This is a genomic window from Nonomuraea sp. CX421 (assembly GCF_059358955.1).
This window is the reverse complement of sequence record NZ_JCADBK010000001.1, coordinates 368,490-384,194: the sequence shown is the minus strand read 5'-3', so window position 1 is coordinate 384,194 and position 15,705 is coordinate 368,490. Positions and strand designations below refer to the sequence as shown.

At 71.8% G+C, this 15,705-nt stretch carries 13 protein-coding genes; 2 read left to right on the top strand and 11 right to left on the bottom strand.

Going from position 1 to position 15,705, the window contains the following annotated elements; genetic code table 11:
• Position 1: 1 nt before the first annotated feature.
• The 11 genes from AC5L3X_RS01780 to AC5L3X_RS01730 all read right to left on the bottom strand — a co-directional run bounded on the left by AC5L3X_RS01780 (position 2) and on the right by AC5L3X_RS01730 (position 14,488).
• Positions 2-1,189 (bottom strand): FAD-binding protein, encoded by a 1,188-nt coding sequence (locus AC5L3X_RS01780; protein ID WP_494854623.1) that lies wholly within the window; start codon positions 1,187-1,189, stop codon positions 2-4.
• A gap of 167 nt (positions 1,190-1,356) precedes the next feature.
• Positions 1,357-2,949, bottom strand: coding sequence for an alpha-amylase family glycosyl hydrolase (locus AC5L3X_RS01775; RefSeq protein WP_494854622.1), 1,593 nt, complete (start codon positions 2,947-2,949; stop codon positions 1,357-1,359).
• 14 nt (positions 2,950-2,963) lie between these two features.
• Positions 2,964-3,938 (bottom strand): aldo/keto reductase, encoded by a 975-nt coding sequence (locus AC5L3X_RS01770; protein ID WP_494854620.1) that lies wholly within the window; start codon positions 3,936-3,938, stop codon positions 2,964-2,966.
• The gene (locus AC5L3X_RS01765) at positions 3,938-5,350 is read right to left on the bottom strand and encodes a glycosyltransferase (protein WP_494854619.1); all 1,413 of its coding nucleotides are present in this window, start codon (positions 5,348-5,350) and stop codon (positions 3,938-3,940) included. Before AC5L3X_RS01765 ends, AC5L3X_RS01770 begins: the two co-directional genes overlap by 1 nt.
• A complete protein-coding gene (locus AC5L3X_RS01760) occupies positions 5,343-8,855 on the bottom strand; it encodes a DUF4915 domain-containing protein (protein ID WP_494854617.1) in 3,513 nt (1,170 codons plus the stop codon). The genes AC5L3X_RS01765 and AC5L3X_RS01760 overlap by 8 nt, the downstream gene beginning before the upstream one ends.
• On the bottom strand, positions 8,852-10,954 hold the full coding sequence (locus AC5L3X_RS01755) for a class II aldolase/adducin family protein (protein ID WP_494854616.1): 2,103 nt from the start codon (positions 10,952-10,954) through the stop codon (positions 8,852-8,854). The genes AC5L3X_RS01760 and AC5L3X_RS01755 overlap by 4 nt, the downstream gene beginning before the upstream one ends.
• A gap of 31 nt (positions 10,955-10,985) precedes the next feature.
• Positions 10,986-11,696 carry an HAD family hydrolase gene (locus AC5L3X_RS01750; protein ID WP_189122096.1) on the bottom strand — a complete coding sequence of 237 codons (711 nt, stop codon included), beginning with the start codon at positions 11,694-11,696 and terminating at the stop codon, positions 10,986-10,988.
• A gap of 1 nt (position 11,697) precedes the next feature.
• On the bottom strand, positions 11,698-12,348 hold the full coding sequence (locus AC5L3X_RS01745; RefSeq protein WP_494854615.1) for a transaldolase family protein: 651 nt from the start codon (positions 12,346-12,348) through the stop codon (positions 11,698-11,700).
• Between the two features lie 111 nt (positions 12,349-12,459).
• Positions 12,460-13,119, bottom strand: a complete 660-nt coding sequence (locus AC5L3X_RS01740) for a response regulator transcription factor (RefSeq protein WP_494854613.1) — start codon at positions 13,117-13,119, stop codon at positions 12,460-12,462.
• Positions 13,116-13,778, bottom strand: a complete 663-nt coding sequence (locus AC5L3X_RS01735; RefSeq protein ID WP_494854612.1) for a sensor histidine kinase — start codon at positions 13,776-13,778, stop codon at positions 13,116-13,118. Before AC5L3X_RS01735 ends, AC5L3X_RS01740 begins: the two co-directional genes overlap by 4 nt.
• Before the next feature lie 62 nt (positions 13,779-13,840).
• A complete protein-coding gene (locus AC5L3X_RS01730; RefSeq protein WP_494854610.1) occupies positions 13,841-14,488 on the bottom strand; it encodes a TetR/AcrR family transcriptional regulator in 648 nt (215 codons plus the stop codon).
• A gap of 222 nt (positions 14,489-14,710) precedes the next feature.
• On the opposite strand from AC5L3X_RS01730, the gene AC5L3X_RS01725 reads away from it, so the two are divergent.
• Both AC5L3X_RS01725 and AC5L3X_RS01720 read left to right on the top strand, forming a co-directional pair.
• Complete coding sequence (locus AC5L3X_RS01725; protein ID WP_494854609.1) at positions 14,711-15,076, top strand: hypothetical protein; 366 nt, start codon at positions 14,711-14,713, stop codon at positions 15,074-15,076.
• Complete coding sequence (locus AC5L3X_RS01720) at positions 15,069-15,686, top strand: hypothetical protein (RefSeq protein WP_494854608.1); 618 nt, start codon at positions 15,069-15,071, stop codon at positions 15,684-15,686. Before AC5L3X_RS01725 ends, AC5L3X_RS01720 begins: the two co-directional genes overlap by 8 nt.
• Positions 15,687-15,705 lie beyond the last annotated feature (19 nt).

The window sequence follows — 15,705 nt, the reverse complement described above, 5'->3', positions numbered from 1 at the left end:
CCTAACTCAGGTAGCGGTCCAGGAAGGAGTTGCCGAACTTGCCGGCCGGGTCCCAGACGCGTACCAGGTCGTGGAAGTCGGACGCCCGCTCGTAACGCGAGCGCAGCAGCGACGGGGGAGTGGTGAAGATCTTGGCCCAGTGCGGCCTGGCCCGGAACGGCGCGAGCCGCTCCTCGACCAGCGCGACCACCGGGAGGACGGCCTCGGTGTCGGCGATCCAGGTGAAGTGGATGCTCACCGAGTCCTCCTGGTAGAAGGGGCTCATCCACAGGTCGTCGGCGGCGACCGTGCGCACCTCGCAGATCTGCGACACCGGGCTGATCGACGTCCGGATCGCGTCGAGGGCGCGCAGCGCGGGCACCGCGTCGCGCCGGGCGACCATGTACTCGGAGTGCAGCTCGTCGCCGGCGCTGCTCGGTTCGAAGTCGGGCCGGAAGTGCGGCAGCCGCTCGTACCAACGGCCGGTGACGCCGAGCTGCTCGGTGCAGCTCGCCGCCGAGAACCCCGACACCGGGTGCAGAGGTCCTGTCGCGGGCGAGGCGGTGAACCACGGCTCCCTCACCACGAGCGACTCGGGCTCGTCGGCGCGTTCGATGATCCAGACCTGCGTCAACGCCGGCGAACGCCAGTCGGTGAAGAGGCACACGCTGTAGGCCGCGGTGACGAGCTCCTCGAAATGGTCGTCGAGCACGTCGAGCGGCAACCCCTCGTAGACCCGCTGCCGCATGTCGAACGACGGCACCAGGTCCAGCGTCAGGCTCACCACGATGCCGAGGGCGCCGAGGCCCACGACCATGCCGGGGAAGTGGGCCGCGTCGCGGCCCACCGTCACCAGGTCGCCGTCGGCGGTGACCAGCTCCAGCCGCGACACCGCGGTGGACAGGCAGCCGTTGCCCACGCCGGACCCGTGCGTCGCGGTCGCGCAGGCGCCCGCGACCGAGATGTGCGGCAACGAGCCGAGGTTCGGCAGCGCGAACCCCTTCTCGTCGAGGTGGCGGGCCAGCTCCGCGTAGCGCACGCCCGCGGCCACCCGTACGGTGCCGGCGGTCGAGTCCACGTCCATGGCCGGCGGCAGGCCCGCCAGGGACACCAGGTCTCCGGGGCCGTCGGCCAGCTCGTTGAACGAGTGTCTGGTGCCCAGGGCGCGGATTTGGTCACCGCGCGCGACCAGCGCCTGTAACCCCGCCACGGACGTCGGACGATGCAGCCGCGCGCACGTGTAGCTGACGTTCCCCGCCCAGTTCGTCCCGGCCGGCTCCGCACCCGCGGCGCCGGCCCGGTTCGGGGTTCTCGGGCGAAGGGTTCTCGTGCGAGAGGTTTTCGGGCGAGAGGTTTTCGGGCGAACGGGTTCGGCCGTCATGGCCCCTCCTCGATCCTGACGATCACGCCCTCGTCCGGAGCGAGACGCAACGGCCGCAGGTTCACCGTCTGGCCGGAGCGGGCGCCGGTCGACAGTTCCACCTGCCCCTCCAGCGGCAGATCAGGCACGGCGACCGAGGTGCTGTGCGGCGCGAAGTTCAGCGCGACGAGCAGTCGTTCGCCGGGCGCGGAGCGCAGGTAGGCGAAGACGTGATCCGAAGTCTCCAGCGAGCGGTAGTCGCCCGACCGGAGCGCCGCCGATGCGCGGCGGAACGCGATCAGCCGCCGGTAGAGGCTCAGCAGGGAGTCCGGGTCGTCCTGCTGCCTGGCCACGTTGACCTGGCTCTGGCCGTCGGCGAACGGCAGCCACGGCATCTCGGCGCGGGTGAAGCCGCGCCCGGTGGCGTCCCACTGCATGGGCACGCGGGCGCCGTCCCTGCCGTCGACGTCCAGCACCAGGTCGAGCGGCGGCTGCGCGTCGGCCATGCCGATCTCCTCGCCGTAGTAGACGCACGGGACGCCACGCAGGGTCAGCAGCATCATCGCGGCCACCCGGAGCCGGTCCCCGCCGCCGAAGCGGGTGACCGTACGGGAGATGTCGTGGGTGGCCAGCGCGTAGGTGGGCAGCGCCCCCGGTCGCGCCAGCCCGGCCAGTCTGTCCACCACCTCGCGGAATGCGGAGCCCTGCCACGGCTGCTCCCAGAACGCGATGTGGAAGGCCGTGTTCAGGCCGTCGCCGCCGAAGTACGCGGCCAGCCGCCGGTCGTCGCTGATGGGCACCTCGCCCAGCGCGAACCGGCCGCCGTAGGAGTCGAGCGTGCTCCGCAGCTCCCGCAGCACGTCCTGCGTCTCGGGCAGGTCCAGGTTGCGCTGCCGCACCTCCGGATGCGTCACGTGCCGCCGGGCGTGGGCCACCTCGACCGGGTTGTCACGCAGCGCGGCGTCCTTCAGCAGGCGGTGCGCCACGTCCACCCGGAAGCCGTCGACCCCTCGGTCCAGCCAGAACCGCCACACCTTGTGCATCGCGGCGCGCACCTCCGGGTTGCGCCAGTTGAGGTCGGGCTGTCCCGGCGTGAAGCTGTGCAGGTAGAACTGGCCCGTGGCCGCGTCCAGCGTCCAGGCCGGCCCGCACTTCTCGAACGCGCTGAGCCAGTTGTTCGGCGGCCCGCCGTCCGGTCCGGGGTCGGCCCAGATGTACCAGTCGCGCTTGGGGTCGGTCCGGCTGGACCGCGACTCGGCGAACCACGGGTGCTCCGCCGAGGTGTGGTTCATGATCAGATCGACCACCACCCGGATCCCGCGCTCGTGCGCCCGGCGGAGCAGCTCGTCGAAGTCCGCGAGCGTCCCGTAGACGGGGTCCACGTCCTCGAAGTCGCTGACGTCGTACCCGAAGTCGGCCAGCGGCGAGGGATAGAACGGAGACAGCCAGACGGCGTCCACGCCGAGCGATTCGAGATGGTCGAGCCTGCCGATGACGCCGGGCAGGTCGCCGATCCCGTCGCCGCCGGAGTCGGCGAAGCTGCGCGGGTAGATCTGGTAGATGACGGCTTCACGCCACCAGTCCTGGTGAGTCATCTCGAACTGGGTCATGTCGGCCCCTTTCGCTAGGCGTTCACCCCGGACATGTCCGGGTAGCGGTCGCCGGCGGCGGACCCCGACGGCACGAGCTCGTCGAGCGCCGCCAGGTCCGCCGGGGTCAGCTCCAGCGCGGCGGCGGCCACGTTCTCCGCCAGCCGCGTCCGGGTCTTGGTGCCGGGGATGGGCACGATGTCGGTCCCCTGCGCCAGCACCCAGGCCAGCGCGAGCTGCGTGACGCTCACCCCGTGCTTGTCGGCGAGCCGGGCGACCCGCTCGACCAGGGCGGTGTTGTGCGCCAGGTTCTCGCGCTGGAACCGGGGCAGCGTGCGGCGGAAGTCGTCGTCCGCCAGGTCGCCGGCGCCGGAGATCCGCCCGGTCAGCAGCCCCCGGCCCAGCGGCGCGTACGCGATGAACCCGATGCCGAGCGAGCGCAGCACCCCCAGCAGCTCCTGCTCGGGCTCCCGGCTGACCAGGGAGTACTCGGTCTGCACCGCGGCGACGGGGTGCACGGCGTGCGCCCGCCGCACGGTCTCGGGGGCGGCCTCCGAGATGGCCAGGTGCCGGACCTTGCCCTGCCGTACGAGATCGGCGAGCGCCGTCCAGGTCTCCTCGATCGGCACCGAGGTGTCCACCCGGTGCTGGCAGTAGACGTCGATGACGTCCACGCCGAGCCGGCGCAGCGACCCCTCGCAGGACTTCCGCACGTACGAGGGGCTGCCGTCGACGCCGATGACCCGCCCGTCCGGCCCCTTCACGTTGCCGAACTTGGTGGCGATCACCACCTCGTCGCGCCGGTCCCGGACGGCCCGCCCGATCAGCTCCTCGTTGGTGTACGGGCCGTACATGTCGGCGGTGTCCAGCAGGTTCACCCCGAGGTCGAGAGCGTGATGGATGGTCCGGACCGACTCCGCGTCGTCCCAGGCGCCGTAGAACTGCGACATCCCCATGCACCCGAGGCCGAGGTCGGAGACCAGCGGTCCGTCGCGGCCGAGCCGGCGCATCAGGCGGCCCTCGCCGTGGCGACGTTCTCGATCACCTGGGCCCAGTCCAGCAGCTGCCGGTCCGGCAGGTACCTCTCGTGCACCCACGCGCGGGCGCGGTCGCCCAGCCGGCGGGCGAGCGCGCGGTCGGTGAACAGCCGCCGGATGTCGGAGGCGGCCGTGCCGATGTCCCACGGGTCGGCCAGCAGCAGGCCGGTCTCGCCGTGCACCACCTGGTCCCGCAGCCCGCCGACGGCACTGGCCAGCAGCGGGCGCGACTTCCACATGGCCTCGGTGGCGGTCAGCCCGAACCCCTCGGCCAGGCTCTTCTGCACCACGACCGTGGCGTGCTGCTGGAGGGCGTTGACGACCACGGCGTTCTCCCGCAGGTCGTCCATCGGCAGGCAGAGCAGCTGGGAGCGGCGGCGGTGCTCGGGAGGCAGCGCCTTCCAGGCCCGTACGCACTCCTCGTACAGCTCCTTGGCCTCGGGGTCGTCGACGACCCCGCCGAGGTCGGCGCCGGCCAGGCTCAGGTAACCGTCGACGCCGGAGGCGACGAAGGCGTCGAGCACCCCGCCCATGTCCTTGAGCCGGTCCCAGCGCGACACCTGGACGACCATCGGCAGGTCCGGAGGCGGCGGGGGCCCGTCGCGGAGCACCAGCGCCGGTCGCCGAACCTCGACGTCCGGGCCGATCGGCACCGGCACGGTGACCGGGAGCTCCCGGCCACCGTCCAGGATGCCGACCGCGCTGAGGATCGAGACGGCGTCCTCGGCGCTGATCGCCATGTTCTTCGGCCCGCACGGGTCGATCGACGGCGCGATGATCTGCGGCCTGGGCGCCCACTCGGGGACGTGGCCGGGGGTGGAGAACACGGTCGCGTCCGCCGCCTGGACGAACCGGCTGACGAACGCCCCGCCGTCGCGGGTGTGCTCGTTCTGCTGGTCGCTGCCGATGTGGCAGCGCCACACCACGGTCGCGCCGCGCTCGCGGGCCTGCTCGATGAGGCCGGCGGGCTGGGCGTCGTGCACGATCACCACGTCGCCCGGACCGATCAGCTCGGCCAGCCGCGCCGCGTTGGCGTCGGTCGCCCGCTGGTAGTGCCGCAGCTCGGCCGGGCCGAGCGGGCCGCCGTCGCCCGCGATCCCGTAGAGCCGTGACACCAGCCGTTTGGCGATGGCGTAGAACTCGGGATCGCCGTCGACCACCAGCCACCGCACGTCCAGGCCGGTGGCGCGGGCCAGCGGGCCGAGCACGTGCAGCAGCTCGGCCACTCCGCCGCCCGCCGCGGTCGAGTTGATGTTCCAGATCGTGCGGCCGTCCAGCAGCCGCCCGACGCGTCCGGCGTCGTCGCGCAGCCGCGCGACCCGCTCGTCACCGAGCACCTGCCGGTACGGAGCCAGGGAGATCTGGCGGAACGGAACCTCACGCATCGCGGCCTCCTACCTTGACGGGCCCCTGATCGACGGACTCTTGGGAAACGGGCTCCTGGGAGACGCGCTCCTGATCGACGGGCTGCTGCCTGACGGGCTCCTGCTTCTTCCCGGCCTGCTCGAAACCCTGGTTGATCCAGACGCCGGTCCAGAACTCCGGGTCGGACGGCAGGACGAGCTCGATCATGGTGGGGCCGGGATGGTCGACCATCGCGTCCAGCGCCCGGGCGAACGTCTCCAGCCGCATCGCGGCGTGCTCCTGGTCCAGCCAGCCGCGCAGGTCGACGCGCAGGCTGCGGACTCCGAGCGCGGTGGCGATCTCGACGTAACGCATGCCCTCGGCGTTGTCCAGGTAGCGGTTCTGACCGCTGTCCAGCCAGCCCGAGGGAGTCGACTGCTTGCGCAGCGACACGGCGCCGCCGTTGTTGCACACCAGGAACGTGACCGGCGCCGCCTCCTGCACGGCGCTCACCAGGCCCTGCATGCTGTTGGTGAACCCCTGGTCGCCCAGGCAGCAGATCACCTTGGCCGTGGGCTCGCCCAGGGCCAGACCGGTGGCCAGCGTGATGCCGCTGCCGACGAAGCCGCCGTGGCCGCCGGCCACGCGCAGGTCGGGCGGGAACTCGTCGTACTCCTCGGCGAGCAGCCCGCCGAACATCTGGCTGTCGTCCACGAGCACCACCTGCCGCGACAGCCGGGCGGCCACCTGGCCGATGGTCCGGGCGATCCCGGTGCGCAGCGTCGCGGCCTCCTCCGGAGGCGTCAGGTCCGGGGCGGCGGGCGCCCGCTCGCCGGTCGCGATGCCGGCGTACCAGGGGGCCGAACCGTCGCGACCGGGCGCGGCGGCGGTGAGATCGCGTAGCGACGCCACCACGTCCGCGTGCACGAGCGCGTCGTCCGGTCCCAGGTAGCCGTTCTTCTCGACCGCCGCGGGCTTGGACGTGAGGGCGATCTTGCGGCAGCCGGGCAGCTCCCCGACGACGCGGGGATACATGTTGCGGTCCTCGACGGTGATCAGCAGGTCGGCGCTCTCCAGCACCTCGCGGTGCGCGGGGTCGGCCGGGTCGTACCAGCCGAGGAACCCCGGGACCTGGCTATCGCTGATCCGCTCGAACAGCATCGGGCCGCGGCGGTACTTCACCTGGAGCACCGGTGCGCCGGTCCGCTCGCAGAACGCCGCGAGCGCGGGCATCGCGCCGTCATGGAGCAGCGCGTAGTCGTCTACGAAGACCACCGGCCGGCGGGCCTCGGCGAGTAACGCCGTGGCCGCGCGGAGCGCCCCGTCGTCCCGGGCGGCGTCGCCGCCCGAGCCGCCCCTTCCGGGCAGCGCGTCGAGCGGCACCCAGGCGGCCTCCGCCACGTCCTGCGGCACGGCCACGAGCGCCGGTCCGTACGGTGCGCTCTTCGCGTCGTCGATCGCCGCCTCGACCGCCTCGACCAGCGCCTCCACCGCCGGTCGGCGCTCGCCCGGCTCCTTGGGAACGGCGCGCAGCTCACGCCACGACTTGGCGAAGGCGCCCGAGACCGGCACGAGGTCCGGCTCGGCGTGCGGCGGCAGGAACGGCTGGGAGCCGGTGGACGGCAGCCCGACCACGGCGACCGTGCCGATCTCGTTGCGGCGCAGGTCGGCCAGCGCGCCGAGCGCGTTGGTCAGGCCACGGGCGCCGTGCAGGACGGCCGCCCCGTTGCCCGGCCGCAGCCGGCTGGCGCCCCCGGCCTGGAAGAGGGACTCCCGGTCGCCGCGCCCGTTGACGAGCAGGCCCAGCCGGGCCATCGCGTCGCACATGACCAGCTCGGAGGTGCCGGCGTAGGCGAACGCCACGTTCACGCCGGAGCGGCGCAGCATGAGCCCGACCGCCTCGGCGCCGGTCAGCAGCACGTCACCGGCGTCGGGAATGGCGTCGTCGACGACGTGTTCGAGCGAGGCGGCCGACGCCTTGAGCGCCGAGGCCAGCGCCTTGACGAACGCGGGCCGCCCGGCGTCCTCGATCAGCCCCACGGCCAGGCCGTTGACGCCGCCGGTCGGACGGGTCAACAGGGCTCGGACCAGGTCGTGGACCGTGCCGCCGGCCGTACGCGCGGCCCGTACCTCGGCCGGGTAGAGCCCGAAGTCTCCGAGCGCCCCGTAGGCGGCGTTCTCGGCGACCACGCTGATGCCGACGTCGGCGGCGCACTGCTCGTCCAGCTCGTCGAACGGCACGCCGCCGTCCTGCACGAGGGTGATGCGCAGCCGGTAGTCGCCCAGCTCGGAAGGCGTGCGCGCCCGGATGGGCACCCGGGCGATCGCCTCCGGCGGCAGCGACCGGGGCAGCGGCACCGTGATCGGCTGCGTCGAGACCACCTGGCCGTCCGCGTCGTACCAGCGGTGCAGCACCCGGACCGGGAACGGCGGGGCGGGGGTCAGCACGCCGGCTCCGGTGTTGCGGATCCGGCAGTCCACCGTGATCAGGCTGTCGGCCTCGACCTGCTCGTCCGCGGGCTCGGCCACGGTGACGCTCACCCGGCAGTCCTCGACGGCCAGCGGGTCGCCGACCGCCCAGAGCCGTTTCGGCTGCCTGCCGAGCCGGTCGAAGAGCTGCCGCTGGCCCTGCTCGTGCACCCGGGTGTGGTTGGCGTCGAAGCCCTGCCTGGCGCCCTCGGCGAGCGGCGACGGGGCGAGCGTGAGCGCGTACACCTCGCGCGCGGGCAGGTCCACCAGCCCGATCACGCTCCAGTCGGCGCGGTCCACCACGGCCACCGCCGCCGTCTCCACCGAGTCGGTGATGTACCGGTGCGGGCTGACCCCGACGAACAGGTGGTCGTCCGTCACCACCAGGCCACGCGGCCAGCCGGGCAGGCTCAGCCGCCTGGTCTCCTTGCGGGTGGCGTCGGAGATCTCCACGATCTCGCCTTCGGCCGAGTCGCAGACCAGCCACACGCCGTCGCCGTACCACGGGTTGTGCGGGGCGCGCAGCCCCTTGAGCACCGGCTCGCCGGTGTCGAGATGCACGACCTGGCCGGTGGTGGGCTTGCCGCTCTCGTCCCAGCCGCGACGGCGCAGGAACGGGCCGAACCCGCACACCACGACCCGGTCACCGGCCAGGGCCAGGCTGTTCAGGTGCCAGCTGTCGACCTCGCCGGGCGCCCGCCAGCGCCACGCGATCTCACCGTCGGGCGCGACGCACTGCACCTCGTTCTGGGTGGTCGCCACCACCAGCACCTGGCCGTCCACGACCAGGATGTCGTGCGGCGTGGAGACGTCGTCCAGCCGGTGGTACCGCCGTACTCCCGTCTCGTCGTACGCGACCAGCTCGGCCGGGCTGCCCTCGGCGCTCCACAGGCACCGGAACAGCAGGCCGTCCGCCGCGAACAGGCCGGTGCTCGACACCCGGTCGATCTCCTCGACCGAGCCGTTGATCGCGAACAGTCCACCGCCGATCGTGTGGTGCGCGTCGAAGCACGACGCCAGCAGGTGCTGATCCGGCGGCACCAGGCCGTCCAGCGTGGTCAGCTTCTCGATCGTCATCTGGATCCCCTTGTGTTGTCGTGGATCGTGTCGTCGTGAATGGCGTGAATGTCGTGCGCGGTCTCGTGAGCCGGGTCGTGTGCGGTCTCATGAGGGAGGTCGTGGGCGGTCGCCTGGACCGTGTCGTGTGCGAGGTCGGGAGCCCGCCTCGGGCAGAGCACCGTGCCGTCCCAGGTGTCGCTCACCGGCCCGAAGACCGGTCCGGCGAGGAACAGGGCCGCCTCGGCGACGGCCACCGGATCGGCGGTCGCGACGGCGTTGACCGTCAGGCCGAACCGGCCCTCCGCGTCCGCCTCCAGACGGCCGATCTCCAGCTCCAGCTCGCCGGCGGTCCGCCCGTCGCGGGCCAGCAGGACCGAGCCACGGCGGCGCTGACGGTCGAAGACGGCGAGCGCGGCGGACGTCAGGCCGCCCGAGCGAGTCAGGTCGATGAAGACGTCGAACCCGCCGTAGGCCAGCACCGCGTCCCGCACGGCCGCCTCCGGGTCGGAGGCGGGCGACGGCAGGGCGACGGCCCGCCGCTCGCCGTGCCGCGCGCAGATCTCGGCGGCCGAGGCCGCCATCCCGGCCTGTCGCCGGGGCAGCTCGGCGGCCAGGGCGACGTGCGCGCCGGACGCGGCCAGCCGGTCGGCGACGGCGGTGGCGCAGGCCTCGTCGGAGGCGGCGACGAGGAAGACCTTCCCGGCCAGCGGCCCGTCCGGCGGCCGGAGCTGGGGCTTCAGCCGCATCAGCGGCCAGTACTCGTCGGCGGCGCCCTGCGCCTCGGACAGCGACACGTAGCCGCCGGCCGCGTCGGCCGCCCGGATCACCGTCATCGTCTGGGCGAGGTGGTCGGCGCACAGCCGGGCCTTCGCCGCGTCCGGCCCGGCCGTCACCGCGCCGAGGCCGGGCAGCACGATCGCCCGGGGCGCGTCACCGCGCCTGCCCAGGCCACGCGCGGTGAGCGGCACGTGCCGCTCGTAGTAGTCGTTGTACCAGCGCCGGTGCCGCTCGATGCCGTCCAGAACCGCGCCGGCATCGGCCATCGTGCGGTTCGATGCCGTGCCGGTGCCGGCCGATGTGCGGTCCGGGTCCGTGCCGGTGCCGGCCGATGTGCGGTCCGGGTCCGTGCCGGCGTCGGCCGATGTGCGATTCGGGTCCGTGGCGGTGCCGGCCGGGGTGACGTCCAGGACGAGCGGGCGGTAGCCGACCGTGACCAGGTGGTCGGGACAGCTCGGTCCGTCCTGGGTGCACCGCGGGCCACGCGCGGAGGAGGCGAACCGCACCGCCTCGTCGCTCCGGTCCAGGTGCAGGACGACGCCGGGGGTCCCGGCCGACAGCGCGCCGCGCATCGCCGGGAGCAACTCGCCGAGCAGGTCCGTCGCGACCTCGGGAGCCGGCGGTCTCACCACCTGACCGCCCAGGTCCGGCGGACGCCGCACCGCCTTCCGCACCGCCCGCGTGGCCCGTTCGGCGGCTTCCAGCGAGTTGCGGTAGCACTCCTCGCTGGAGTCCGCCCAGGTGAAGAGCCCGTGGTTGGCCAGCAGCACGAACCGGCAGCCCGGTTTGGCGGCGATCCGGCCGGCCAGCTCGCGGGCCACGCCCACGTCGAACTGCCGGTAGTCGAACCAGATCGCCTCGTCGCCGAACTCCGCGTCCGCCGCCTGCCGCCCGCCGGGGAACGACGTGAGCGCGATGACCGCGTCAGGATGGCAGTGGTCGACATGGGGGTACGGGATGAACGCGTGGGTCAGGGTCTCGATGCCCGGTCGTCGCTGCTCCCCGCGCAGGCCGCAGTCGACCAGGTAGTCGATCATCCCGTTCTCGCTCAGCGGGCCCGAGGCGCGGAGTTCGAGCAGGTCGTCCAGGCGCAGCGCGGGAAAGTCGGCCGGGGTGGTCGCGGCGCCGTCACAGCCCCACGCGCTCATCCAGAGCACCCGGGTGATGCGGTGGCGGTGGTCGGAGACGATGCCCTTGGCCGAGAAGTTGCCGCCGCCCTCCTTGGTCAGCGCCGGGTCGGCCCCGACGAGGTGAGAGCGGTGCAGCACCGCGTCCCTGCCCGTTAACTGGGCGGCCTCCGGCTCCCAGCGGTCCACCGGTGGCACGAACAGCTCGTCCATGAGTTGACCCCTTCCGGATCAGGCCGGTCAGTCAGTTGGCGCGGAGACGGCGGCTCTCGCGGGCGGTCGTGAACGGGAAGCCCGTCTGGCCGCCGACCCGCAGCAGGTGCTCGTACGGGTCGAAGGAGATCCGCTCGAAGTCCCGTACGACGGTCGAGGCGCCCGCCTCGATCACCTGGGCGGCGCGGTGCGGCGCGGCGAGCGCCACGCAGGCGGCGCCGGCGGTGACGGCGGAGGTCACGCCGCTGATCGCGTCCTCGAACACCAGGCAGTCGCCGATCGCGGCCGACAGGCGCTCGGCGGCCAGCTGGTAGCAGGCCGGATGCGGCTTGCCCAGTGCCACGTCGTCCGCGCAGATCAGCACGTCGAAGGTGTCGGCCAGGTCCAGCTGGCCGAGCACCTCCGCCGCCTTCCAGTCCTGCGCGCCGGTGACCAGGGCGACCGGGACGCGCGCGTCGCTCAGCTCGGCCAGCAGCCTCAGCACTCCCGGGATGGCGGTGTAGCGCAGGCTCTCCTGGTTCTCGCGCAGCCGCTGGTAGACCTCGCCGTACCGGTCGGGCGAGATGCCGGGGAACAGCTCGCGGAGCGTGTGGTCCGCGCGATGCCCGTAGACATGCCGTTCCAGGTCGTCGGGGGCGATCGAGAAGCCCTCGGACCGGGCCAGCCGCTGCCAGAACTCGGTCACCGAGTGCTCGGTGTCGACGATGACCCCGTCCATGTCGAACAGCACTGCCTCGTACATGTCAGCCCCTCTCGATCGGCTGCTCCACGCGGTACTCCTCGGCGAACGCCCGCTCGGCCTCCAGCGCGGCCGGGTGCTCCAGCACCCGCTCCAGTACGGCCAGCGGCGCGGTCACCGCGTCGGCTCCGTCGAGGTACGCCTGGGTGAACTGGCCGGCGTTCTTCACCGAGGCCGCGACGATTCGGGTGGCGCCCTTCCTGACCCGGGCCAGGGCCGAGACCAGGTGACTGTCGGTCCCGTGGTCGCGCAGGGCGCGGTCGACGTAGGGGATGACCGCGACGCAGCCGGCCGCCTCGGCGGCGATCATCGCGTTGGGCGTCTGGGCGGCGGTCAGCGCGACGGGGATGCCCCGGTCGATCAGGCTCCTGGCCATCGTGAGACCGGCGGTGGTCGCCGGGATCTTGAGGATGACCCGGTCCGGGGCCAGCGACCAGGCCATCTCGGCCTCCTCCACCAGGCCGCCGTACGCGCCGCACGGCTGGTAGTAGAACTCCGTGAGCTCCGTGTCGGAGAGCAGTTGCTTCGCGTGCTCCAGCGGGTCCTTGGTCACCGCGCGCATGAGCGTGGGATTGGTGGTGATTCCGTGCACGAAGGCGAGACGTACGGCCGCGTGGACGTCGTCTCGATCCGCTGAGTCCAGATAAATCGTCATATCCGAAGCCCTTGGGTCGCCTGTCGTTGGACATTTCTCAACGTAGGCGTCCCGTTGTCCCGGATTCGTGGGAGCCAGGTCCCGACCCGGTCCCTGATTCGCGGCCGAGGTCTAGGCCGGATCGAGCCCCAGACCGGCGTTCCTGGCGCGTAACGCCGCCGTCGTGCGGTCGGTGACGTCCAGCTTCATGAAAATGCGCGTGATGTGGTTGCGAATGGTCTTCTCGGCCAGCACCAACTGGCGGGAGATGTCGCGGTTGTCGTAACCACGCGCGAGCAGGTCGAGAATCTGCGTCTCGCGGTCGGTCAGGTCGGGAAACGCCACCCGGCCCGGCACCTGCCCGATCGCGGAGAAGTACGTGGTCAGCCGGGAGGCGACGTGCGGGCTGAAGACCGCGCCGCCCTTGGCCACCAGGTGAATCCCGTGCAGCAGGTCGTCGCGGGAGGTCGCCTTGTCGAGGAAGCCCTTCGCGCCCGCGCGCAGCGCCCCGAGGACCACCTCGTCGTCGTCGGCGGCGGATATCACGAGCACGTGCGGAGCCCCGGCGCCGCCCGTGATGAGCCGCGTGGCCTCGATGCCCGAGCAGCCGGCGAGCTTGACGTCCATGAGCACGACGTCCGCCCCGGGCCGCAGCGTCGGCAGGGCCCGGACCGCCGCCTCGCCGGTGTCGGCCTCCCCGACGACCCGCGTCGTCTCGGCCGAGTCCACCGCCACCCGCAGCCCGTCGCGGAACGTCGGATGATCGTCCACCAGGTAGACCCCGATGCTCATGCGGCCTGCCCCGGGAGCACGGCTCGAACCAGGGTGCCGGACCGCCCGTCGCCTCGGGGCAGCACGTCGCAGCGGCCTCCGACCTCTTGGGCGCGTCTGGTCATCGACGACAGGCCGATGCCTCGCGCATGACGGACCGCCTGCGGGCCGACGCCGTCGTCGGTGACCTCCAGCACGATGTGCTCGTCGTCGAGGGCGAGCCGCAGGGTCACCTGACCCGCGTCCGCGTGCCGTACGACGTTGGTCAGGCTCTCGGAGGCGATGCGGTAGGTGGCCACCTCCACCTCGGCGGGCAGCCGCGGCGAGACCTCGGGCACGTCGAGCACGATCGTCATGCGGGCGCCCTCGTCCAGGCGGGCGGCCAGCCGCCGCAGCGCGCCCGGCAGCCCGAGATGCAGGTCGGTGGGGCTCAGGCCGTCGATGATCTGCCGCAGCTCCTGTGCCGTGCGGGCCGTCTCCTCGGCCGCCTGGATGATCAGGCGGTGGGCCTCCGGCGCGTGGGCGACCATGGTCGCCGCGGTGTCGAGACGCAAACGGATGCCCGCCAGTGCCGGGCCGACCGTGTCGTGCAGGTCGCAGGACAGGCGGTGGCGCTCGTCCCGCCGGACCTCGGCGGCCGGCTCGCCCGTGGCCGGGTTGATCGTCTTGCTGAGGCTCATGGTTGGGGTCCCAGTCTCAGACAATTCGTAGACTTGAGTCTAAAAGCAGATCGAAGTACGCGTCAAGGCGCGGAGCCGGTCCCCGGCCGGGTCAAGATCCCGTCGAAGATCAGCCGTAGCGCGCCCGTCATCGCGTCCGCCAGCGGGAACGGCGCCTTGGCGGCGCCGCCGACCCAGCGGTAGAGGGTGCCCAGATACATGTCCCTGATCAGCTGGCCCGCCATCACCGGATCGACCTCGGGCCGCACCTCGCCGCGCGCCTTGCCGTCGGTGACGATCTGGGCGAAGACGTAGGCGCTGTAGGGCTCCTCCAGCACGGGCGCGCCGGTGCGCACCCAGGCCAGCAGCAACTCGCTCGTGAGGGCCCGCTCCTGCGTCGTGACGTCGCTGAGCGCGCGCATGCAGCGGGTCAGCTGGTTGACCACGCCGACCTCACGGGTGCTCTCCTGGATGAGCAGCGCGCCCAGCCGGCGACGGCGTTCGTCGCCCCACGCCAGCAGGAACTCGTCCTTGCGCCGGAAGTGGTTGAACACGGTCGCGCGGGCGACGTCGGCCCGCGCGGCGATGTCGTCGAAGGAGGTCGCCGTGAACCCCTTCTCGGCGAACAACGACACCGCGGCCTCGTAGACCCGGGCCCGCATCGCCTCGCGGTTTCGCTCCCGCCTCCCGGCAGGGTGCTTGGCATCCATCAGAGCGAGCTCACCAGCCATACTGGAATCAAATAATAGACCGAAGTCTACGTTCAGTAGCGCCCTCATCGCAATGAGCACGGAACGCCGCAGGCAGGGGCGTTCCCAGGTCGCCGGTTCTGGAGCGGCTGCCGACGCTCATCTGTGGTGCGCCGCACATGATCAGCGCTACCGCACGAAGATCGATCCGGGTAATCTCGCTCCAGCGGCGAACGTGCGGGTCGGCGAACAAGGGAGCGTCGAGTGTCGGCAGACTCTGACAAGCTGAAAGTGACCGGCAAGACCCTCAACGATGCTTCAGTAAACATTTCCCAGGCGGCGTCGGCCGTCGAATCCAGCCTGCGCGACCTTCCCAGAGACACCCTCCTCCAGAATAGGGTCGCGTTCTACGAAGAATTCGTCGTCCAGGATCTCGTCCCTTCCGTCAACGAACTGGTGCAGTTCATGGAGAAGGCGCTCACGAGCCTGGTCGAGCAGGGGGAGCACGCATCAGACGGGCTCACCCTGATGGCCAGGAACATCGAGCTCGTCGAGGACACCGGCATCGCCGGCATCTTCAGAGACCTCGAGAAGGCCCTCGACCGGCCTGGGGAAAACAGTCGTGATTGACATCGCGCTGGATCCCGAGCTCGCCGCCGTCGTCCGCCGGTGGACGGCCGACGGGGAGATGGACTTCCGCTGGCCGGCTGACAACGAGGACCTGTGGGAGATCGCGGCCAGATTCTGGCGCCTCCCGTCTCCCCTGCTGAATCTGGCACATATCAATGACCGGTCCAACGACTCCTCGGTGGGGAAGGCCATCGACTCACTACGCAAGGCGAACGAGGGAGCGGCGATCGAGGCATTCCTGGAATACTGGGATGCCGTTCCCCGACGCAACGCCGAGGATCTTCTCGCCGCGTACGCCGGTCTTCATAAGGCGATGGTGTTCGTGAGCGTGCTTCTTGATGAGTACAAGATGTCCATTGTGCGCGGTCTCGAGGCGCTCAAGGAAGCGCTGGACAAGACCTACAGGTGGAAGTGGTGGCCCTTGGCCGACCACGCGGCGATGGAGCGGGACGCCAGGGCCCTCGTCAATGAGTTCGATGCGAAGCTCGCGACCCTCCGCAGTTCGTTCAAGAGCGAGCTCTACCAGAAATGGGACGAGCACAAACCGGATGCGAGCCTCCTGCGGGCCATGGCCAAGCCCATCCCGAAGAACCTCCACTTCGACAAGTGACCGGTCACCTCATCCGATG